The following is a 21,242-nucleotide window of genomic DNA, read 5'->3' on the forward strand; positions in this document are numbered from 1 at the left end:
GCTCAGCCCGCGCCCATCGCGACCGCGATGTGGTAGGTCGCGAACGCCGCCGCGTAAGCGAGCGCGAACATGTAGAAGAAGGTCACGGCCATCCAGCGCCAGCTGCCGGTCTCGCGGCGGATGACGGCGAGCGTCGAGGCGCATTGCGGGGCGAAGATGTACCAGGCGAGCAGCGCCAGCGCCGTGGCGAGGCTCCATTTGCTCGCCAGCACCTGGCCGATCTGCTCGGCCGCCTCCTTGCCGCCCTCGATCGCATAGACGGTGCCGAGCGCGGCGACCGCGACCTCGCGGGCGGCCATGCCGGGCACCAGCGCCACCGCGATCTGCCAGTTGAAGCCGACCGGCGAGAGCAGGGGGGCGATCGCCTGGCCGATCATCGCCGCAAGGCTGTAATTGATCGCCGGCTCGGTCGCGCCCTCCGGCGGCTGCGGGAACGACGCCAGGAACCAGATCAGCACCATCATCGCGAAGATCGTGGTGCCGGCGCGCTGCAAGAACATCTTGGCGCGGGTGTAGACGCCGATCGCGATGCTGCGCAGCCGCGGCATCTTGTAATCCGGCAGCTCCAGCATGAAGGGCGCCGGCTGATAGTCGCGCATCAGGAAGAACTTGACGAGGAACGAGACCAGGAGCGCGCTGATGATCCCGGCGGCATAGAGCCCGAACATCACCAGTCCCTGCAGGTTGACCAGGCCCCAGACCTTGGTCGGCGGGATGAAGGCCGAGATGATCAGCGTATAGACCGGAATCCGCGCCGAGCAGGTCATCAGCGGCGCGATCAGGATGGTGGTGAGCCGATCGCGGCGGTTGTCGATCACGCGCGTTGCCATGATGCCGGGAATGGCGCAGGCAAAGCTCGAGAGCAGCGGGATGAATGCGCGGCCATGCAAGCCGGCGCCGCCCATGATGCGGTCCATCAGGAACGCCGCGCGCGCCATGTAGCCGAAATCTTCCAGGAGCAGGATGAACAGGAAGATGATGATGATCTGCGGCAGGAAGACGATGACGCTGCCGACGCCGGAGATCACGCCGTTCTGCAGGAAGCTCTGCAGCAGGCCCTCGGGAAGCTCGTCGTGAACGAGCTGGCCGAGCGCATCGAAGGCCGCCGACAGCACCTGCATCAGCGGCTGCGCCCAGGCGAACACCGCCTGGAACATCACGAACAGGATCGCCAGCAGGATGAGCAGCCCGCCGACCGGATGCAGCGCGACCGAATCGATCCGGGCGGTCCAGGTGTCCGGCCGCTCGGGCAGGCTGACCGTCTCCGCGATGATACGGTCGGCCTCGCGCTGGGTGGCGCGCAGCTCCGGAACCGTGAGCGGACGCCAGGTGTTGGCGCGCTCTCCGGTGGCCGCGGCCGCCTGGGCCAGGAGCTCGTCGGTCAGCTGCAGCAGGTCGTCGGTGCCGCCCTTGCGCACGGCGATCGACGTCACCACCGGCACGCCCAGCGCCTGCGACAGTGCGGGAACGTCGACCGTCACGCCCCGCCGCTTGGCGATGTCGAACATGTTGAGCACGAGCGCCAGCGGCCGGCCGGTGCTCTTGAGCTCGAGCAGCAGCCGGATCGTCAACCTGAGGTTGGTCGAGTCGGCAACGCACAACACCAGGTCGGGCAGGACCTCGCCGGTGGCGCGTCCCAGCACGAAATCCCGGGTGATTTCCTCGTCGGGGCTGCGGCCGCGCAGCGAATAGGTGCCGGGCAGGTCGACCAGCGAGACCTGGCGGCCCTGCGGGGTGACGAAGCCGCCCTCTTTGCGCTCGACCGTGACGCCGGGATAATTCGCGACCTTCTGGCGGCTTCCCGTCAGCGCGTTGAACAGCGAGGTCTTGCCGCTGTTGGGCGTACCCACCAGGGCCAGATGCAGCAGAGGGCTTTCCATGACGACGCTTTCCGCGCGGCCTATGCCACGATGACGGCCATGGCCTCGCGCCGGCGGACCGCGACGGTGATGTTGTCGACACGGACGGCGATCGGGTCTCGCCCGACGATCCCCTCATGCAGGATTTCGACCCGGGCGCCCTCGACGAAGCCCAGTTCGATCAGCCGGCTCTCCAGCTCAACGTCCGGCAACGACGACGCCGCGCCGCCAGCGGCCAGATGCTGGATCGTTCCGGTATAGCCCCTTCGGGCCAGACCGAGCGGCTGAGGCGGCCGTGTATCGCAGATTTCGCTCATAGCCTGTATTTTCAATCGCGTGCCAAGAGGTCAAGCGCGGCATGTTAAATGCCGCGGCATCTTAGAGCGATTTTAAACAGACCGGGCGGGCCGCCGTCTGATCTGCCTCAAGGAGCGGCAGCGGCGGCCGTGTGCCGGGTGTCCGCCGCCGCCTTCGGCTCGATGCCTGAAGACGCTGCGGCGCGGCTCTTGAAGTGGTCGAGCACGAACAGCCGGATCGCCGACGACAGGTTGCCCTGCTGGCGATTGTTGTCGATCTCCCCGACCAGTTCGGACAGGGTCATGTTACGGAGACCCGAAATCTCCTTCATGCCGTTCCAGAAGGCCTCTTCGAGGCTGACGCTGGTCTTGTGACCTGCGACCACGATAGAACGTTTTACGACGGGCGACTTCATCACGCGTCCTCGCCATTGATACGATGTTGATCGAGTAATTCGTTCGCGCGCTTGTCGCGTTGGGCGTCAGTTGCGCGTTCGGACTTCGTCCTGCCGAAGCGAGCGCGGTTGCCTTCGGCGACCTTTGCTGCCTGATCGCGCTCCACGCGCTTTCTGAAACGCTTCAAGTTGATGATGTCACCCATGCTTGCTCCAATCATCTAAGGCATCGAACATCACGACGAGAGCATGCGCATTGCGCGGATGAGCTCAGGCGTTCTCCAGACAATCACGTCATCGCTCCCTGATAGTTCGATGGCCATTCGCGTCGTTGCGAGCTGGATTTGTTTACTCACCAAACGCAGCAGAACTTGTAGTCGAGAGTATCCTTTAGGGGTTAACAGCGAGAATTGCATCACCCCCCGTAGTACTACGGGACTACCGCTACGCTCGCCCCGGCCTCGTCATCCTCTCGGGTTGAACGAGGCGGTCGAATTCCTCTTCGGAGACGAGACCGAGCCGCAAAGCTTCCTGTTTCAGCGTTGTGCCGCGCTGATGCGCTGATTTCGCGACTTTGGCGGCGTTGTCGTAGCCGATCTTCGGCGCAAGCGCCGTCACCAGCATCAGCGAGCGCTCCATCAGCTCGCGAATGCGAGCAGTGTCGGCCTGGATTCCGGTCACGCAATGTTCGCTGAATGAACGTGCTGAATCACCTAGTAATTGTATGGACTGCATCATGCAATGTGAGAGCAATGGTTTGTAGACGTTCAGTTCGAAATGACCCTGGCTGCCGGCCATGGTGATCGCCGTGTGATTGCCGAACACCTGGCAGCACACCATCGTGAGCGCTTCGCATTGCGTCGGGTTCACCTTGCCCGGCATGATCGAGGAGCCCGGCTCGTTCTCCGGCAGGATCAGTTCTCCCAATCCGGAGCGGGGGCCTGATCCGAGGAAGCGGATGTCGTTGGCGATCTTGAACAGGCCGGTGGCCGCCGCATTGAGCGCGCCATGGGCGTAAACATAGGCGTCGTTGGACGCAAGCGCCTCGAATTTGTTGGCGGCACTGGTGAAGGGCAGGCCGGTGGCGTCGGCAACATGCTTGGCGAACAGCTTCGCGAACTTCGGATCCGCGTTCAGGCCAGTGCCCACGGCGGTGCCGCCCTGCGCCAGCGGCAGGAGATCCCGCGCCGCGATCTCGATTCGTGCGATCGCGTTCTCGACCTGCGTGGCGTAGCCGGAGAACTCCTGGCCGAGCGTGAGCGGCGTGGCGTCCTGGGTGTGGGTGCGGCCGATCTTGACGATGTCCGCGAACGCGTCCTGCTTGGCACGCAGCGCCGCCAGCAGCTCCGACAGCGCCGGCACCAGATGGCCCGCGATCGCGCGCGCCGCGGCGATGTGCATCGCGGTGGGGAACGAGTCGTTGGACGACTGGCTCATGTTGACGTGGTCGTTCGGATGAACGGGCTTCTTGGTGCCGCGCTCGCCGCCCAGCAGCTCGCTGGCGCGATTGGCGATCACCTCGTTGAGGTTCATGTTGCTCTGGGTGCCCGAGCCGGTCTGCCAAACGACCAGCGGGAAATGGTCGTCGAGCTTGCCGTCGATGACCTCCTGCGCCGCCTGGACGATGGCGTCCGCCATGCGTGGCTCGAGCAGGCCGAGCTCGCGGTTGGCCTGGGCCGCGGCCAACTTCACCAGCGCGAGCGCGCGCACGATGCCGATCGGCATGCGGTCGTGGCCGATGCGGAAATTCTGCCGGCTGCGCTCGGTCTGCGCGCCCCAATAGCGGTCGGCGGCGACCTCGATCGGGCCGAAGCTGTCGGTCTCCGTGCGCGTCGATCCGTGCGATGATGAATCAGCTGAATGTGCCATGAAGCATGCCCATGATTGATGGTGAACCGGCGTCGACCGGTTCAAGCATGCTTCAATCTAGTGGTCCAACCGCCGTTCCGCGCGCGGCGAATGGGCCTATTTCTTGCGGAAACGGTCCAGGCGCACGACCTCGGCGCCTTCCCCCGGCGAGGTCGGCGGGAGCGGCTTGTCGTCGCTGGTCTCGGCCGGCGTCGCAGGCAGCGGCCCGGCGATGGCCGATGGCGTCGGTGCGGCCGGCAGCTTCGGCGCGGCCGGCGTCTCGGCAATCGCCTCCGACGGCTCGAACTGCAGTCCGAATTGCACGGACGGATCGAAGAAGCTCTTGATCGCGTGGAACGGCACCACGAGGCGCTCAGGGATGCCGCCGAACGACAGGCCGACCTCGAACCGGTCCTCCGAAACCACCAGATCCCAGAACTGGTGTTGCAGGATGATCGTCATCTCCTCCGGATATTGCGCGAGCAGCCGCGGCGACAGCTTGACGCCCTCGGCCTTGGAGATGAACGTGATGAAGAAATGGTGCTCGCCCGGGAGCCCGTGGGCGGCAGCGTCGGTCAGCACCCGGCGCAGCACCCCGCGCAACGCGTCGCGCGCCAGCACATCGTATCGAATATGATCCGTCGCCATGATCGGTCCTGTGTCGTGAGGGCTGCGCCCGACGTGTCGAGCCGCCGCGCCCGGCAGGCAGCAGCATTCCCGACTCGCGTCAGTCACATCGTACCCGGCATCGGCGCCGAGGTCAGCAGCCATGCCGGTCGATCGCCAGATATGGGAACGGGTAGAAGCTGGCGGAAGTCCGGTCAACGGCGGAATGAACGGGTGCCGCGCCAAAAAACTGGGGACGGCACAGCCCGTGGAAGGAAACCGGTTAACGTGGAGGCAGGTGAAAGTGGAGGCTTCTGTTGCCAGGTGCCTCCGAACCCCGCCTAACGGAGCTTAACCCGTTAGGACTTTAAGGTGGTCTTTCAAACTGCGTTACGCAGCCTGAGCAACCGGAGCAAAGTTGTCGTTGGCAACTATTGCAGTAGCCCGATAACGGCGGAACAATACCGGGAAAAAGCTCGCCCTTTACGCCCTCGTCGATCCTATTTCGCCCCCGCCAAAACCCATCTGTCGGTGGGTTTTGGTGGAGGCGCCGGGTACCGCCCCCGGGTCCGAATGGTTTATTTCGACGGCGATTTATTTCCATAGCCGGCAAGCCGGCCCCCCCTATATAGGCCGCCGGCCAGCGGATGCACAGGGCCGAAACGCCGCGGCGCGCGACAAAAATGTGGGCGGCTGCCGGGAACCTCTGGTTCGACCTTGGCAGCCTGGTTTTCGTCCTCCTACAGTGCGGCATGCCTCCCGAAGTTGCGCAGGTTGCCTCTCCCGCGGCCGACATCGCCAGACACCCGCCCAGCCTCCGCACGCTCTTCTTCGCATTCGCGAAAATGTCGCTGTCGGGCTTCGGCGGCGTGCTGGTGTTCGCGCGGCGTGCGATCGTCGACGAGCATCGCTGGATGACGGCGGAGGAGTTCAACGCGACCTTCGCGCTCTGTCATTTCCTGCCCGGACCGAACATCGTGAATTTCTCCGTGGTGTTCGGCGCGCGATTGCGCGGTGTCGCGGGCGGAATCGCTGCGTTTGCCGGCCTGCTCGGACCCCCGATGCTGCTGATCACCTCTCTCGGCGCCATCTACGGTCATTTTGGACAAGCCGACACGTGGCGACGGGCGCTTGCAGGCGTGTCCTGCGTGGCCGTTGGCCTGCTGGCGTCGGTGGTGTTTCGCATGATCTCGCCGCTCCTCAAGAAGAGCGACGTGGCGGGCGTTGTCGTCGTCGCTGGCGTGTTCGTGGCGATCGGGCTGGCGCGCCTGCCGCTTCAGGAGGTTCTGCTGGTGGCCGTGCCGCTCAGCCTTGCCGTCACCTATGCCAAGACGCGGTGGGCACGATGAGCGGGGACGACAATCCGTTGTTCCAGCTGTTCTGGACCTTTGCGTTGATCTCGCTGTTTGCGGTTGGCGGCGCCGTGGCGGCGATTCCCGAACTGCAACGTGTTGCAGTCGAGGCCCGGCACTGGATGACGGACAAACAGTTCGCCGACCTGTTCGCACTGTCGCAATTGTCGCCCGGGCCCAACGTTCTGATCGTCACCCTGATCGGCTATTCGGTCGCAGGCGTGGCAGGTGCGGCGGTCGCGACGATCGCGATGTGCGGTCCCACTGCCGTGCTCTCCTATTTCGTCAGCCGTTGGCTCTCGAATGCGCGGGATGCGCGCTGGCCCGCCATGCTGCAGGCGGCGCTGGTGCCGTTGTCGATCGGCTTGATGGCGGCGAGCGCATGGATTCTCGGTCAGGCTTCCGACCAGACGTGGCGGGCGTTCGCGCTGACGGTCCTTGCCGCACTCGTTGCATCTATGACGCGACTCAATCCGCTCTGGCTGCTCGCCGCAGGCGGCTGCCTTGGTTTCGCTGGCCTTCTCTAGGGAAAGCCGCTAGCAAAACAGAAGCGCGACCGGTTTGCTCCGGGCCGCCGAACGAAAACAGTGCCGGCCATCAAGGCCGATCGGGGAGGGCGAGGCATGGCCGAGACCACGGGCCAATTGTCGGGCGAAACGGCGGGCATGCCGGCCGCCCGCAGCGTGACCGCCGCATCGATCATTCTGGTCCTTGCCTTCGCGCCACAGATCATCGAGCTGCTGATTGCCTTGGCCGGTCTTGTCGGTCCACTATCCGGACGCGGTCCGCTACAGGTCATTGCGGCCCATGCGTCGGCCTTGTCGATGGCGATCCCGAGCCTGGCGCAGCAATATGCCGCAAGCGGCAAGACCTCGCTGTCTTCCGATGTTCTGCTGGCTCTCATCTACACCTATCCGCTGATCGCGGTCGCAGTGTTCACATTCATGGTCCGTCCGCGCGCGGCGCAGGACTATTTCGGCGGCGTCGTGCTGATGGCGATCGCGCTGTTCGCGTTGTGGGCCTCCAGCGATCTGCAGGGCATGCGCGGCTTCTCGTTCGGTGCCGGAACTGCGCCGCGGATGTTCGGTCTGCTGCTGCTAGGGCTCGGAGCCGCCGTGGCCGTGATCGGCGTCGTGAGTGAAGGCGCGCAGCTTGCGACCTATCACTGGCGCGGACCGCTGTTCGTCTCGCTCGCGATCCTGACCTTCGCCGTCTCCATTCGCCCGCTCGGACTCTTGATCACGGGGCTTGCAAGCTTCCTGATCGCGGCGATCGGCAGCCCGGAGACGCGCTGGCGCGAGGCCCTGATCGTCGGCATCTGCCTGACCGGCGGCTGCGCGCTGCTGTTCCCCTACGTGCTGGGGTTGCCGATGCCGCTGTTGCCGCGTTTCCTTTTGCAGTGAGGGCGTGATGGATCTGTTTGCAAATCTCGCCCACGGTTTCGTCGTCGCGTTGTCGCCAATCAATCTGCTGATGTGCCTGATCGGCGCGCTGGTCGGCACGCTGGTCGGGGTTCTCCCGGGCATCGGGACCATCGCCACGGTGGCGATGTTGCTGCCGATCACCTTCGGCCTGCCGCCGGTCGGCGCGCTGATCATGCTGGCCGGTATCTATTACGGCGCGCAGTATGGCGGCTCGACCACGTCGATCCTGGTCAACATTCCCGGCGAGGCGACGTCGGTGGTGACCGCGCTCGACGGCTTCCAGATGGCGAAGCAGGGCCGTGCCGGTCCGGCGCTGGCGATCGCCGCGATCGGCTCGTTCTTCGCCGGCTGCGTTGCCACCGTGCTGATTGCGATCCTCGGCGCGCCGTTGACCAAGCTCGCGCTGGCGTTCGGCCCGGCCGAGTATTTCTCGCTGATGGTGCTGGGCCTGATCTTCGCGGTCGTGCTGGCGAAGGGCTCGGTGCTGAAGGCGATCGCGATGATCGTGCTCGGCCTGCTGCTGTCGATGGTCGGCTCGGACATCGAGACCGGTGTGTCGCGCATGGCCTTCAACATTCCCGAGCTCGCCGACGGCCTCGGCTTCGCCACCGTCGCGATGGGCGTGTTCGGCTTCGCCGAGATCATTCGCAATCTCGATGCCGGCGCGGAGATGGACCGCGACCTCGTGCAGAAGAAGATCACCGGCCTGATGCCGACCAGGAAGGATCTGAAAGACTCCACGCCGGCGATCCTGCGCGGCACGCTGCTCGGTTCGATCCTCGGCATCCTGCCGGGCGGAGGTGCGGTGATCGCCTCGTTCGCGGCCTATACGCTGGAGAAGAAACTCGCGCGAGATCCGTCGCGGTTCGGTCGCGGTGCGATCGAGGGCGTCGCGGCGCCGGAGAGCGCCAACAACGCGGCGGCGCAGACCTCCTTCATTCCGCTGCTGACGCTCGGCATTCCGCCGAATGCGGTGATGGCGCTGATGGTCGGCGCGATGACCATCCACGGCATCGTGCCGGGCCCCCAGGTGATGCAGAAGCAGCCTGATCTGGTCTGGGGCATGATCGCCTCGATGTGGATCGGCAATCTCATGCTGATCATCATCAACCTGCCGCTGGTCGGCATCTGGGTGCGGCTGTTGCGCGTGCCATACCGGCTGATGTTCCCGTCAATCGTGATCTTCTGCGCGATCGGCATCTATTCGGTGAACAACGCGCCGGTCGACGTGGTCCTGGCGGGCGCGTTCGGCCTCGTCGGCTACTGGCTGATCAAGCATGATTTCGAGCCGGCGCCGCTGCTGCTCGGCATGGTGCTGGGCCCGCTGATGGAGGAGAACCTGCGCCGGGCGCTGCTGATCTCGCGCGGCGACTGGTCGGTGTTCCTAACGCGGCCGCTGTCGGCCGTGCTGCTCGCGATCGCGGCGGGGCTGCTCGTGCTGGCGGTGCTGCCGACGCTGCGCCGCAAGCGCGATGAGGTCTTCGTGGAAAGCGAAGGCTGACCAGCGTCGGCGGACCGGACGCCGGAGGCGCTCGGGACCCTGGTCAAGGGCGAGATCGTCAAATGGTCCGCGGTCCTCAAGCCGGCGAGCTGGTACGGAACGGCCATGGATCGGGAGGAGGGCGGAACGTGCGGTCCCGCCCTTGTCAATTGCGGCTGCGGCCGACATTTTTCGGGGTATAATTGGCGACCGGGCCGAGTCGAGGCTAGGGCCGGGCGATCCCTGCCGTTACATTCGCCGCCTTCCGCGAAAGGCCGCCAGCGCGCACCATGCACCAGTATCACGACCTGCTCGAACGCATCCTGTCCGACGGCGCCGAGAAGCACGACCGCACCGGCACCGGCACGCTGTCGGTGTTCGGTCACCAGATGCGCTTCAACCTTGCGGCCGGCTTTCCGCTGGTGACCACCAAGCGGCTGCCGCTGAAGGCGATCGTGCATGAGCTCTTGTGGTTCCTCAAGGGCGACACGAACATCAAATATCTGCACGATCACGGCGTGACGATCTGGGACGAGTGGGCCGATGGCAATGGCGATCTCGGCCCCGTCTACGGCTATCAGTGGCGCTCGTGGCCGACGCCGGACGGCGGCCATATCGACCAGATCGGAGGCGTGATCGACATGATCAGGCGCAATCCGGATTCGCGCCGGCTGATCGTGACGGCCTGGAACCCGGCCGACGTCGAAAAGATGGCGCTGCCGCCGTGCCACTGCCTGTTCCAGTTCTATGTCGTGAACGGCAAATTGTCGTGCCAGCTCTACCAGCGCTCGGCCGACGTCTTTCTCGGCGTGCCCTTCAACATCGCATCCTATGCGCTGCTGACGATGATGGTGGCGCAGGTGACGGGGTTGAAGCCCGGCGAATTCGTGCACTCCTTCGGCGACGTGCATCTCTATTCCAATCACATCGAGCAGGCCCGCCTGCAGCTCACCCGTGCGCCCCGTCCGCTGCCGACCATGACGCTCAATCCGGACGTCAAGGACATCTTCGGCTTCCACTACGAGGACTTCGCGCTCGCCGGCTACGATCCGCATCCGCATATCAAGGCCGAGGTCGCGGTCTGACGCATGCCGGTTTCGATCCGTAGCGCCGGGCCTGACGACATCGGAAGCGTATTCGCGCTGATCCGGGAGCTCGCCGACTACGAGAAGCTCTCGCACGAGGTCGGCGCGAGCGAGGCCGACATCGCCGCCGCGCTGTTCTGCGAGCATCCGACGCTGTTCTGCGATCTCGCCGAATGGAACGGCGCGGTGGCGGGCTTCGCGGTCTGGTTCGTCAACTTCTCGACGTTTGCCGGCAAGCCAGGGATCTATCTCGAGGACCTGTTCGTGCGGCCGGCGTTTCGCCGCAACGGCATCGGCCAGGCCTTGCTCGGCCATCTCGCGCGCACCTGCATCGAAAAGGGCTGGGCGCGGCTGCAATGGTCGGTGCTCGACTGGAATGCTCCTTCCATCACTTTCTACAAATCGCTCGGCGCCGAGCTCATGGACGAGTGGACGCTATGCAAGGTGACCGGCGAGGCTCTGGCTCAACTGGCGGAGAGGGCGCCGTGATCGAGATCGTGCTGATCGTCGCAGTCGCCGACAACGGCATCATCGGCGCCGCCGGTGCGATCCCGTGGCGGCAGAAGAGCGACATGCAGCGCTTCAAGGCGATGACCATGGGGCGCCCGATCGTGATGGGCCGCAAGACCTTCATCTCGTTTCCGCGCCGGCCGCTGCCGGGCCGCACCAACATCGTCGTCACCCGCAATGCCGAGTTTCGCGCTGATGGCGCGATCGTGACCCATACCGTCGATGAAGCGCTCGTCATCGCGCGTGGTGATGCGCTGCGGCGTTCAGCCGCGGAGATCGCGGTCATCGGAGGCACCGAACTCTTTGCTGCAACGATGCCGATCGCCGACCGGCTGGAGATCACCGAGGTGCATGCGAGCCCGCCTGGCGATACCGTGTTTCCGGCGATCGACCCGGCCCGATGGGAGGAGGTGGCGCGGCAGCGCCATGCCTCGGGGCCTGACGATCAGGCCGAATTCTCCTACGTCACCTATCGCCGGCGGCGGTGAGCGTTTCGCCGGCGGGATCGACGCGACGGCCCGTCCAAGACCATCCGTTAATGATGAAGTCGCGCAGTTTGGCCGTGTGGCGGAGCTGAGGCCGCGGCAAACCGGCGCTTCCGGCCCTGTTTACATTGACAAAACCCGGTTCGGGCTTAGCTGGAGCGCTACGTTGTAAGGGGCGGGGCCGTCCCTTATAACCCGGCGACCGTCGGGGCCGGCGTTGGTGTACACTCAGCCTCTCGGAGGAGATCGATCGATGGCGTGGAAGAATCAGGGCGGAGGCCCGTGGGGTCAGGGTCCGAAGGGGCCCTGGGGCTCGGGACCGCAACCGGTCGGTCCAAGGCCGCCCGACCTGGAAGATCTTCTGCGGCGCGGCCAGGACCGGCTGCAGCAGTTCGTGCCGGGCGGCGGCTTCGGCACCGCGGGCGTGCTCCTGATCGTGCTCGGCGCCATCATCATCTGGCTCGCCTCCGGCATCTACCGCGTGCAGTCCGAGGAGCTCGGCGTCGTGCTGCGCTTCGGCAAATATGTCCGCGATGAGCAGCCGGGCCTGCGCTATCACCTGCCTTATCCGATCGAGACCGTGCTGCTGCCCAAGGCGCTGCGCGTCAACTCGATCTCGATCGGCATCACCGCCAATGATGATCCCGGCCGGCGCGGCCGCAGCGGTCGCGATGTCCCCGAGGAAAGCCTGATGCTGACCGGCGACGAGAACATCGTCGACGTCGACGTCACCGTGCTCTGGCGCATCAAGCCGAAGGGCGCGGCCGACTTCCTGTTCAACATCCAGAACCCCGAGGGCACCGTGAAGGCGGTGGCCGAGAGCGCGATGCGCGAGGTGATCGGCCGCTCCAACATCCAGCCGATCCTCACCGGCGCCCGCACCGTGATCGAGCAGAACGTGCAGGAGCTGATGCAGAAGACGCTCGACAATTACGGCTCCGGCATCCAGATCACCCAGGTGCAGATGCAGAAGGTCGATCCGCCGGCCCAGGTGATCGAGGCGTTCCGCGACGTCCAGGCGGCGCGTGCCGACCTCGAGCGTCTCCAGAACGAAGCCCAGACCTACGCCAACAAGGTGGTGCCGGATGCGCGCGGTCGTGCCGCGCAGATCCTGCAGGTCGCCGAAGGCTACAAGGAGCAGGCGATCGCCGAGGCCAAGGGCCAGAGCGCGCGCTTCCTCAAGGTCTATGACGAGTACAAGAAGGCGCCCGACGTGACCCGCGAACGGATCTATCTCGAGACCATGGAGCGCGTGCTCGGTGGTTCGGAGAAGCTCGTGCTCGACTCTGGCGCCACCGGCGGCCCTGTGCCGCTGCTGCCGCTCGGCGATCTCTTGCCACGCCGACCGGCGCCGGCCGCTCAGCAGGGAGGCGTCCGATGAGGTCCCCCGTTGCAGGCATCGTCGCGCTCGTCGCCGTGCTCGTGCTCGCCGTCATCGGCTACAGCTCGCTGTTCACCGTGAACCAGACCGAGCAGGCGCTGGTGGTGCGGTTCGGCAAGCCGGTCGACGTCGTCACCGAGCCCGGCCTGAACTTCAAGGCGCCGTTCATCGACAACGTGATCTCGATCGACAAGCGCATCCTCGACCTCGAGAACCCCTCGCAGGAGGTGATCGCGTTCGACCAGAAGCGGCTCGTGGTCGACGCCTTCGCGCGCTACAAGATCAAGAACGCGCTGCAGTTCTACCAGAGCGTCGGCTCGATCCAGACCGCCAACGTCCAGCTCGGCACGCTGCTGAACGCCGCGCTGCGCCGCGTGCTCGGCGAGGTCACCTTCACGCAAGTCGTGCGCGACGAGCGCGAGGCGCTGATGCGCAAGATCCGCGATCAGCTCGACAAGGAGGCCGACGCCTATGGCATCCAGGTGGTGGACGTCCGCATCCGCCGCGCCGACCTGCCGGAGGCCAACAGCCAGGCGGTGTACAACCGGATGAAGACCGAGCGGCAGCGTGAGGCCGAGGAGTTCCGGGCGCTCGGCGGCCAGAAGGCCCAGGAGATCAGGTCCAAGGCCGATCGCGAGGCTACCGTGATCGTCGCCGAGGCCAACTCGCAGGCGGAGCAGACCCGCGGCGCCGGCGATGCCGAACGCAACCGGCTGTTCGCCGAGGCCTACAGCAAGGACCGCGACTTCTTCGCCTTCTACCGCTCGATGACGGCGTATGAGAACGGCCTGAAGTCCGGCGACACCCGCTTCCTGCTGCGGCCCGATTCGGAGTTCTTCCGCTACTTCGCCAACCCCTCGGGGAAGTCGGCCGCGGAGACGCCGTCCACCGCCAGCAGCTCGACCGCGGCGGCCGCGGTGCCGGCGCCCAAGCCCTGATGCATCGGCCCCGATGACCAGGGCGGTTGATCCGGGTGAATAAGAGTTGACATGGACGGGGCGAAGCCGTTGCTTCGCCCCGTTACATATCAAGAAGATCGAACGGGAGGTCCGGGTCCGATGAGGTCCATTGCGTTTTCCGATTTCCTCATCGGATTAGGTATCCTGTTCGTGCTCGAAGGCCTGTTGTTCGCGGCCAGTCCGGAGTGGATGCGGCGGGCCATGAAGACCGCTATGACCACGCCCGACAATGTGCTGCGCGCGGTGGGCATCGGCTCCGCGGTGGCCGGGCTGGTTCTGATCTGGGTGATCCGGCGGCCGATCTGAACGGCCGATCGTCGTCCGCTTGCGCGCCTGCCGCATGGAAAGCCCGGCGCGCAGGAACGAGTCCCGGCCTCGGTAATTGCGGTTCGTCGCCCGCCCAACGCCATTGTGAGGCGATGGCTGTGCCATTTTGCCGTATTAGGTCGCCTTCAATGATGAATCTGCCGTTTGTTCCGGCCTGCTTGCGTCCCCGGCCGGTTCCGGCGCACTGTAACGGTTGAATTTGCCGACTTTTCTGGAGATCCGCCCGATGACCGCGACCCTTGCTTTCCGCCGTCGACTGCGTCCGATCCTGACCGCGGCGGTTCTTGCCGCGGGCTGGGCGCTCGCGCCGGTCCCGGCCTCGGCGCGGGGGCCGGAGGGGATCGCCGATGTCGCCGAAAAGGTGATCGACGCCGTCGTCAACATCTCGACCTCGCAGACCGTCGAGCCCAAGGGCGGCTCGTCCGAGAACCGCAACGCCAATCCGCAGGTGCCGCCGGGATCGCCGTTCGAGGAGTTCTTCGACGATTTCTTCAAGAACCGCCGCGGCGGTCCGGGCGGCCGGGGTGGGGCCGACAACTCGCCGCGCCGCACCAACTCGCTGGGCTCCGGCTTCATCGTCGACGAGTCCGGGGTCGTGGTCACCAACAATCACGTCATCGCCGATGCCGACGAGATCAACGTGATCATGAACGACGGCACCAAGATCAAGGCCGAGCTGGTCGGCGTCGACAAGAAGACCGACCTTGCGGTGCTCAAGTTCAAGCCGCCGCGGCCGCTGACGGTGGTCAAGTTCGGCGATTCGGACAAGCTGCGGCTGGGCGACTGGGTGGTCGCGATTGGCAACCCGTTCAGCCTCGGCGGCACCGTGACCGCCGGCATCGTCTCGGCCAAGAACCGCGACATCTCGTCGGGCCCCTATGACAGCTACATCCAGACCGACGCCGCCATCAACCGCGGCAATTCCGGCGGCCCGCTGTTCAACCTCGATGGCGAGGTCATCGGCGTCAACACGCTGATCATCTCGCCGTCCGGCGGCTCGATCGGCATCGGCTTCGCCGTGCCCTCGAAGACCGTGGCCGGCGTCGTCGACCAGTTGCGCCAGTTCGGCGAGCTGCGCCGCGGCTGGCTCGGCGTCCGCATCCAGGGCGTGACCGACGAGATCGCCGAGAGCCTCAACATCAAGCCGGCGCGCGGCGCGCTGGTCGCCGGCGTCGACGACAAGGGACCGGCGAAGCCGGCCGGCATCGAGCCCGGCGACGTCGTCGTCAAGTTCGACGGCCATGACATCAAGGAGCCGAAGGACCTGTCGCGCATCGTCGCCGACACCGCCGTCGGCAAGGAGGTCGACGTCATCGTCATCCGCAAGGGCCAGGAGCAGACGCTCAAGGTCAAGCTCGGCCGGCTCGAGGACAACGAGAAGGTGCAGCAGGCGGCGATCAAGAAGGACGAGCCGGCCGAGAAGCCGGTGACCCAGAAGGCGCTCGGGCTCGATCTTGCCGCGCTGTCGAAGGACCTGCGTACCCGCTACAAGATCAAGGACAGCGTCAAGGGCGTCGTCGTCACCGGCGTCGACCAGGCCTCCGACGCCGCCGAGAAGCGGCTGTCGGCCGGCGACGTCATCGTCGAGGTCGCCCAGGAGGCGGTGACCTCGGGCGCCGACATCAAGAAGCGCGTCGACCAGCTCAAGAAGGACGGCAAGAAGTCGGTGCTGCTGCTGGTGTCGAACGCCGACGGCGAGCTGCGGTTCGTGGCGTTGAGCCTGCAGTAGGGCACGATGCAGTAGGGTGGGCAAAGGCGCGCCACCGGAGCGTCCTTGAGACGAGGACCCATCGCGCGCCGTGCCCACCACATCTGGCTCCGAGCTCGCGGCACGACGGTGGGCACGCGACCGCCCTGCGGGCGGCTGCTTTGCCCACCCTGCGGCAGCTACAAACTCCGCTGTCGTCCCGGCCTTGCGCCGGGACCCCTAGCCACAGGGAGTGGTTTGAGGCAGGCGAGCCGTTATCAGCTCGCCCATGACCTCCGCCGCGGAGTATAGGTCCCGGATCGGCGCCGTGCCGCGCTGGAGCGCGTCACGGCTTGTCCGGGACGACGGTGGAGAAACATCCGATTTACATCTCAAACAGCGCAGGCGACGCTATCGGCATGAGGACGTAAGATCACATTCCCGCGGCGCATGGCGCCCGAGGTCTGCGATCAGTTCGTCCCTCTCGAAATGCAGAGGGCGCAGGGAATGCCGGGTGAAGGCCTCACCCATGGCCCGCCTGCGAAAAAAATGCAGGCGGCAGGTACCACAGGTGGTGCCGAACACTCCGGCATTCCCTGCGCGACGGTCTTCACGCTTATACGCAGTCTCCCTGGTGCGCCGGGCTTGTTGGCCACCATCACCACGCGGCACATCAGCGCCATCGCGGCTTGATACCAGCGTCGGGGTATCAGGACGCTGCGATTTCACGTCCGCAGCAAAGCCGTTCGTCGGCGTGCCCGAAGACACGCTGCGGCTTCATCGCGGCCATCGCATCCCCACCTCGCGTGTCGTGACGATCGCGCGCAACGCCCCTCCGCAGTGAGGCGGGATGCGGGGAGATAATCATGATTTCAGATAAAGCGCAAGAAAATTATTTTTTTCAGAAGCTCCTGCAGCGCCTCCGCCGGCCGGCGACGACGTTCCGGGCAGCGTGGAGCGCGCGGCCGGAGCCTCACAGCGATCGCTGGTTGACCCGCGTCGACAGCGCCTCGGCATTCTCCTTGCGCTCGGAATAGCGGTCGACCAGATACTCCGCCCGGTCGCGCGTCAGCAGCGTGAACTTGACGAGCTCTTCCATCACGTCGACGACGCGATCGTAATAGGGCGACGGCTTCATGCGGTCAGCGTCGTCGAACTCCGCGAAGGCCTTCGGCACCGAGGACTGGTTTGGAATGGTGATCAGGCGCATCCAGCGGCCGAGGACGCGCAGCTGATTGACGGCGTTGAACGACTGCGAACCGCCGCTGACCTGCATCACGGCCAACGTCTTGCCCTGCGTCGGCCGGACGGCCCCGAGCGACAGTGGGATCCAGTCGATCTGGGTCTTCATCACGCCGGTCATCGCGCCGTGCCGCTCCGGCGAGCACCACACCATGCCTTCGCACCAGGTCACGAGATCGCGCAGCTCGCGGACCTTCGGATGATCGGGCTCGGCGTCGTCGACCAGCGGCAAGCCATGCGGATCGAAGCTCCGTGTCTCCGCGCCGAAGCGTACGAGAATGCGCGCCGCTTCCTCGGTCAGCAGCCGGCTGAACGAGCGCTGCCGGAGCGATCCGTAGAGCAGCAGGATTCGCGGAGGGTGGGAGGAGAGCGCGGGCTCCAGCAGCTTGGCGCGGTCGATGAGATGGAAGGAGGTTTCGTCCAATTGAGGCATCGTGTCAGACAACGCGGTATCCTCCGGCAAAATGATCGGCGTCGGCCGTCCTCGTTCGAGATCCGCCGGCACAAGCGCTCGGAACGCCAAGCCGCCCAGAACGCCAAGAGCTCAGAATGCGATGTCCGCGGCGACGGCTTCGATGCCGGCCTTCGCGCAGATGTCGTCGTTGTCGCCTCCGGGCGCACCGGATACGCCGATCGCTCCGACCTGCTGGCCAGCAGCCTCTATTGGCATGCCGCCGCCGACCATGACAACGCCGGGAACGTTGACGATCGTCGCCCGTTCCGCGGCGTCCGGTCGTGCCAGCCGGGCTGCGAGCGTGCTCGTCGCCTCGCGCCAGCTCGCGGCCGTCCTCGCCTTGCCCGTCGCGGCCTCGAGGGTATGCCAGCCTGCGAAACGGTCGCGCAGGGTGACCAGCGCAAGCCCCGACGGATCGCTCACGGTCACGGCGGCCTGCCAGCCGCGTTTGCGGCACTCGGCGAGCGCCGCCTGTGCCGCCTTGAGCGCCGTGTCCGGCGCGATGATCCGCCGCGTCCACGTGGGCTCATCGGCGCGCGCAACGACAACCGGGCCGAGCAGGAGGACGGCTGCGAGCAGCAGACGCAACATCACGTCGACAGCCATTTCGCCATGTCCTCTGGTTTCGGCAGGCCGCCCGCATGGACGACCTTGCCGTCGATCACCACGCCCGGCGTCGAGGCGATGCCGAACCGGGCGATATCGGCGAAGTCCGTGATCTTTTCCAGCTCGATCTCGATGCCGAGCTTGCTTGCTTCCGAGGAGGCCATGGCAGCGGTCTGAACGCAGCGCTTGCAGCCGGAGCCGAGAATCTTGACGTTCTTCATGGGGCTTGTCCTTTCATCAGAACAGGGCGTTGAAGAGATAGCCGACGGCGACGATGCCGGTCGCCACCACGCCGGCGAAGACGGCGATCAGCCGGAGCGTCAGCACCTTGCGCAGGATGAGCATTTCGGGAAACGAAAGCGCGATGACGCTCATCATGAAGGCGAGCACCGTCCCCAGCGCCGCACCCTTGCCGAGCAGTGCCTCGACGACCGGAATGATGCCCGCAGCGTTGGCGTACATCGGCACGCCGATCAGCACCACGGCCGGCACGGACCACCATTGGTCCTTGCCCATGATCGAGGCGAGCAGGTCGTTCGGGACATAGCCGTGAATGAATGCGCCCGCCGCGATGCCAATGATGATCCAGGCCCAGACGCGGCCGACGATGTCGCGCACCGCGTCGATCCCGGCCCGGATCCGATCGGCGACGGTCTGTGAATCCGGCTGCAGCTCCGCCTGTCCTGCGCGCACGTTGCGAACCCATTCCTCGAGCCAGCCTTCGAGATGCAGTCGTCCGATGATCCATCCCGCCACGATCGCGACCGCCAGGCCGAAGGCCAGATAGATCGCGGCGATCCTCCAGCCGACCAGCGCGAACAGCAGGCCGAGCGCGACCTCGTTCACCATTGGCGCCGCGATCAGGAACGAGAAGGTCACGCCGAGTGGGACGCCAGCCGAGACGAAGCCGACGAAGAGCGGCACCGCCGAGCACGAGCAGAAGGGAGTGAATACGCCGAGGATTGCAGCCGCGACATTGCCGAGGCCCTCGCGCCTGCCGGCGAGCAATGCGCGAGTTCGCTCGGCTGAAAAGAAGCTGCGCACGACGCCCATGCCGAACACGACCAGCGTCATCAGCATCAGGACCTTGGGCGCGTCGAACACGAAGAACCGCGCGGCTTCTTCCAGATGGCTGTCGCGGGACACCGGCAGCAACGACACCAGCCATGCCGAGAACGCTTCCAGCTGCCAGTAGACCGCAAACCAGATCGCGACCGCAGCGGCCGTCGCGATGATCCAGATCACGGCCGATGCCGATCCGTCAGGATAGGTTGAAGTTTCGGTTTTCATGCTGCGCTCCTGTTCGGCTCGGGCATGGCCGCCATGACGGCGTCGAGGATGGCGCGGCGATCGGGCGCCAGGTCAGGGTTCAGCCGATACCGGACCCACTGGGCGTCACGCCGGTCGACGACGAGACCGACGGCCTTGAGGGCGGACATGTGCCGGCTCATGCGCGATGCGCTGGCTCGGAGCTGCCGCATGAGCTCGCAGACGCAATGCTCGCCGCCATCCCACAGGATGCGGAGGGCCGCGAGGCGGGTCGGCTCGGCCAGAGCGGCGAGCAGCGGGACGGGATCGGACATGGCGGCGATATATGCGTATTTTCGTATTTGCGCAATAGCGCATATGATATCCTTTGTCTTGGCACGCCGCTGCCGGCGATGACAATTCCCGGACCCGTCGAGGGGATGATGCAAACTGGGCTCAGCGGCTTGCGGGCTGTATGTCTGCGCGCACCGGCGATGCCGGATCAGGCGAGCTGAGTGATGTCAGGCCAATGCACGCGCAGGACGGTCTTTCCGTCAGCCGCGGGAATGCTGGAGGGCTTGGTGTCGACGATGCGGCCGCCAAGCCGCCTGTAGAACCGGAGGCCGGCGACATTGGCCTCGAAGACCCAGAGGTGCAATCCAGAGTGTGACGCGCCTGCCGAAAGCAGGCGAGCCGCGCCGCGAAGCAGCCGCTCTCCAAGCCCCGAGCCTCTGGTCTCGGCCGCGACGTGAAGATTGTCGACCAGATGTCCCCACACCGGGTCGGCGTCGCGATAGCAGCAGATGAAGCCGCGCATCAACCCGGCCGGGTCGCGTGCGACGTTGACGAGTTGATCCACGGCCGGCGTGCCGAGCCGCTGCGTCCAGACCGCGCGCCGGTCGGCGTCGATGGCGCTGCTGAGAAACTCCGGCGCGAGGATGTTGGCATAGGCGTCGCGCCAGCTCGCCGCATGGAGCGCCGCGACGGCCGGCGCGTCTTCGCTGGTCGCGGCGCGGATGATGATGTCACTCAAGAAATCTTCTCCATATCCTGTCTACGCATCACTCACTATCGGAGAGCAGCGCTGCTTCGCTCGCGAGCCAGTTCGTGAAAAACCGGACGCGCGTATCGCTGCTGAGCACGGCCGGCCAGCGCACGACATGCACCTTGCTGGACGGCACGTCCCATTCGGCCGAAACGACGCGCGTCAGGCGGCGCTCGGCCAGTGCGTCATGCACGAGCAGCGATCGTCCCAGCGCCACGCCGGCGCCCTCGATCGCTGCGGCGAGCGCCAGGCTGATCGTATCGACCCGAATGCCGACGGGAGCCTCCGCGCCGAGGCCGAGCCTCTCGAACCATGCGGGCCATGACCATTCAGCGCCGTCGTCGCGGCCGGCGCGCCCCTTGTGAATGATGGGGTAGTTCGCGAGATTGCGGACATCGTGCAAGGCGCGGCCGCGCGGCAACAGGCGCGGCATGGCGACCGGAAAGACGCGCTCTCTGAACAGCAGCCGTTGCGTCGAGCTCGCGCGCGCCGCAGCCTTCGGCAACCACAGCACCTGGAGATCGACATCAGCTGCGCGCGCCTGAGCCTCGCTCTCGGCGACGACGAGTTCGACGCCGACATCGCCGTGTCTGGACAGAAAGCCGGGCAACCGACGCACCAGCCAGTAGTGCGACAAGGCTGCGCTCACGCCGACCTTCAACACCGCGGGCTGCGCGGCGGCGCGGTAGCGCGCGCGCAGCAGCGCCATCTCGTCGAGCAGACCAACGATCTCCGTGAGCAGCGAGGTGCCGGCCGTCGTCGGCGACAGTCCGGTCCCGCTGCGGTGGTTGAACAGCTTGGCGCCGAGATAGGTCTCGAGCTTGCGCAGCCGGTGGCTGACAGCACTCTGCGTCAGCCCGAGCTCCGTCGCTGCCAAGGTCATGCTACGGTGGCGGGCGGTGGCCTCGAAGGCAACGAGACCGTCGAATGGCGGAAGAGATCGCATCGGCCAA

24 protein-coding genes and 1 other RNA gene are annotated in these 21,242 nt (G+C 65.8%); 11 read left to right on the forward strand and 14 right to left on the reverse strand.

What is annotated here, in order from left to right; translation table 11 throughout:
* Positions 1–2: 2 nt before the first annotated feature.
* The 7 genes from feoB to ssrA form a co-directional block, all read right to left on the reverse strand.
* The gene (gene feoB / locus QW845_RS32220; RefSeq protein ID WP_315805543.1) at positions 3–1,880 is read right to left on the reverse strand and encodes a ferrous iron transport protein B; all 1,878 of its coding nucleotides are present in this window, start codon (positions 1,878–1,880) and stop codon (positions 3–5) included.
* Between the two features lie 20 nt (positions 1,881–1,900).
* Positions 1,901–2,176 carry a ferrous iron transport protein A gene (locus QW845_RS32225; protein WP_315805544.1) on the reverse strand — a complete coding sequence of 92 codons (276 nt, stop codon included), beginning with the start codon at positions 2,174–2,176 and terminating at the stop codon, positions 1,901–1,903.
* Between the two features lie 107 nt (positions 2,177–2,283).
* Positions 2,284–2,571 (reverse strand): ribbon-helix-helix domain-containing protein, encoded by a 288-nt coding sequence (locus QW845_RS32230; protein WP_315805545.1) that lies wholly within the window; start codon positions 2,569–2,571, stop codon positions 2,284–2,286.
* Positions 2,571–2,756 (reverse strand): DUF4169 family protein, encoded by a 186-nt coding sequence (locus tag QW845_RS32235; RefSeq protein ID WP_315805546.1) that lies wholly within the window; start codon positions 2,754–2,756, stop codon positions 2,571–2,573. The genes QW845_RS32230 and QW845_RS32235 overlap by 1 nt, the downstream gene beginning before the upstream one ends.
* 238 nt (positions 2,757–2,994) lie before the next feature.
* Positions 2,995–4,419, reverse strand: coding sequence for a class II fumarate hydratase (gene fumC, locus QW845_RS32240; RefSeq protein WP_315805547.1), 1,425 nt, complete (start codon positions 4,417–4,419; stop codon positions 2,995–2,997).
* A 96-nt stretch (positions 4,420–4,515) separates the two neighbouring features.
* A complete protein-coding gene (locus QW845_RS32245; RefSeq protein WP_315805548.1) occupies positions 4,516–5,046 on the reverse strand; it encodes an SspB family protein in 531 nt (176 codons plus the stop codon).
* Positions 5,047–5,307: 261 nt separating this feature from the next.
* Positions 5,308–5,662, reverse strand: a transfer-messenger RNA (tmRNA) gene (ssrA, locus tag QW845_RS32250).
* A gap of 94 nt (positions 5,663–5,756) precedes the next feature.
* On the opposite strand from ssrA, the gene QW845_RS32255 reads away from it, so the two are divergent.
* The 11 genes from QW845_RS32255 to QW845_RS32305 all read left to right on the forward strand — a co-directional run bounded on the left by QW845_RS32255 (position 5,757) and on the right by QW845_RS32305 (position 15,736).
* Complete coding sequence (locus QW845_RS32255) at positions 5,757–6,353, forward strand: chromate transporter (RefSeq protein ID WP_315805595.1); 597 nt, start codon at positions 5,757–5,759, stop codon at positions 6,351–6,353.
* The gene (locus tag QW845_RS32260; RefSeq protein WP_315805596.1) at positions 6,350–6,883 is read left to right on the forward strand and encodes a chromate transporter; all 534 of its coding nucleotides are present in this window, start codon (positions 6,350–6,352) and stop codon (positions 6,881–6,883) included. The genes QW845_RS32255 and QW845_RS32260 overlap by 4 nt, the downstream gene beginning before the upstream one ends.
* A gap of 96 nt (positions 6,884–6,979) precedes the next feature.
* The gene (locus QW845_RS32265; protein ID WP_315805549.1) at positions 6,980–7,759 is read left to right on the forward strand and encodes a tripartite tricarboxylate transporter TctB family protein; all 780 of its coding nucleotides are present in this window, start codon (positions 6,980–6,982) and stop codon (positions 7,757–7,759) included.
* Between the two features lie 7 nt (positions 7,760–7,766).
* Positions 7,767–9,281 carry a tripartite tricarboxylate transporter permease gene (locus QW845_RS32270; RefSeq protein WP_315805550.1) on the forward strand — a complete coding sequence of 505 codons (1,515 nt, stop codon included), beginning with the start codon at positions 7,767–7,769 and terminating at the stop codon, positions 9,279–9,281.
* Between the two features lie 269 nt (positions 9,282–9,550).
* Complete coding sequence (locus tag QW845_RS32275) at positions 9,551–10,345, forward strand: thymidylate synthase (protein WP_315805551.1); 795 nt, start codon at positions 9,551–9,553, stop codon at positions 10,343–10,345.
* 3 nt (positions 10,346–10,348) lie between these two features.
* Positions 10,349–10,834 carry a GNAT family N-acetyltransferase gene (locus QW845_RS32280; protein WP_315805552.1) on the forward strand — a complete coding sequence of 162 codons (486 nt, stop codon included), beginning with the start codon at positions 10,349–10,351 and terminating at the stop codon, positions 10,832–10,834.
* A complete protein-coding gene (locus tag QW845_RS32285) occupies positions 10,831–11,343 on the forward strand; it encodes a dihydrofolate reductase (protein WP_315805553.1) in 513 nt (170 codons plus the stop codon). The genes QW845_RS32280 and QW845_RS32285 overlap by 4 nt, the downstream gene beginning before the upstream one ends.
* 250 nt (positions 11,344–11,593) lie before the next feature.
* Positions 11,594–12,721 (forward strand): FtsH protease activity modulator HflK, encoded by a 1,128-nt coding sequence (gene hflK / locus QW845_RS32290; protein ID WP_315805554.1) that lies wholly within the window; start codon positions 11,594–11,596, stop codon positions 12,719–12,721.
* Positions 12,718–13,659 carry a protease modulator HflC gene (gene hflC, locus QW845_RS32295; protein ID WP_315805555.1) on the forward strand — a complete coding sequence of 314 codons (942 nt, stop codon included), beginning with the start codon at positions 12,718–12,720 and terminating at the stop codon, positions 13,657–13,659. The genes hflK and hflC overlap by 4 nt, the downstream gene beginning before the upstream one ends.
* Positions 13,660–13,779: 120 nt before the next feature.
* Positions 13,780–13,986 carry a DUF2065 domain-containing protein gene (locus tag QW845_RS32300; RefSeq protein ID WP_315713359.1) on the forward strand — a complete coding sequence of 69 codons (207 nt, stop codon included), beginning with the start codon at positions 13,780–13,782 and terminating at the stop codon, positions 13,984–13,986.
* 247 nt (positions 13,987–14,233) lie between these two features.
* Positions 14,234–15,736, forward strand: a complete 1,503-nt coding sequence (locus tag QW845_RS32305; RefSeq protein ID WP_315805556.1) for a Do family serine endopeptidase — start codon at positions 14,234–14,236, stop codon at positions 15,734–15,736.
* Between the two features lie 931 nt (positions 15,737–16,667).
* On the opposite strand, the gene arsH is transcribed toward QW845_RS32305, so the two are convergent.
* The 7 genes from arsH to QW845_RS32340 form a co-directional block, all read right to left on the reverse strand.
* A complete protein-coding gene (gene arsH / locus QW845_RS32310) occupies positions 16,668–17,369 on the reverse strand; it encodes an arsenical resistance protein ArsH (RefSeq protein WP_315805597.1) in 702 nt (233 codons plus the stop codon).
* A 111-nt stretch (positions 17,370–17,480) separates the two neighbouring features.
* Complete coding sequence (locus tag QW845_RS32315) at positions 17,481–17,996, reverse strand: heme-binding protein (protein ID WP_315805557.1); 516 nt, start codon at positions 17,994–17,996, stop codon at positions 17,481–17,483.
* Complete coding sequence (locus tag QW845_RS32320) at positions 17,981–18,217, reverse strand: thioredoxin family protein (protein WP_315805558.1); 237 nt, start codon at positions 18,215–18,217, stop codon at positions 17,981–17,983. Before QW845_RS32320 ends, QW845_RS32315 begins: the two co-directional genes overlap by 16 nt.
* A 16-nt stretch (positions 18,218–18,233) precedes the next feature.
* Positions 18,234–19,286 (reverse strand): permease, encoded by a 1,053-nt coding sequence (locus QW845_RS32325; protein WP_315805559.1) that lies wholly within the window; start codon positions 19,284–19,286, stop codon positions 18,234–18,236.
* Positions 19,283–19,579: a metalloregulator ArsR/SmtB family transcription factor gene (locus tag QW845_RS32330; protein ID WP_315805560.1), complete on the reverse strand. Its 297-nt coding sequence runs from the start codon at positions 19,577–19,579 to the stop codon at positions 19,283–19,285. The genes QW845_RS32325 and QW845_RS32330 overlap by 4 nt, the downstream gene beginning before the upstream one ends.
* A 167-nt stretch (positions 19,580–19,746) precedes the next feature.
* Positions 19,747–20,277, reverse strand: a complete 531-nt coding sequence (locus tag QW845_RS32335) for a GNAT family N-acetyltransferase (RefSeq protein WP_315805561.1) — start codon at positions 20,275–20,277, stop codon at positions 19,747–19,749.
* 28 nt (positions 20,278–20,305) lie between these two features.
* Positions 20,306–21,235 (reverse strand): LysR substrate-binding domain-containing protein, encoded by a 930-nt coding sequence (locus tag QW845_RS32340; RefSeq protein WP_315805562.1) that lies wholly within the window; start codon positions 21,233–21,235, stop codon positions 20,306–20,308.
* Between the last annotated feature and the right edge of the window lie 7 nt (positions 21,236–21,242).

Source organism: Bradyrhizobium sp. SZCCHNS3002 (genome assembly GCF_032377435.1).
Taxonomy (GTDB): Bacteria; Pseudomonadota; Alphaproteobacteria; order Rhizobiales; family Xanthobacteraceae; genus Bradyrhizobium.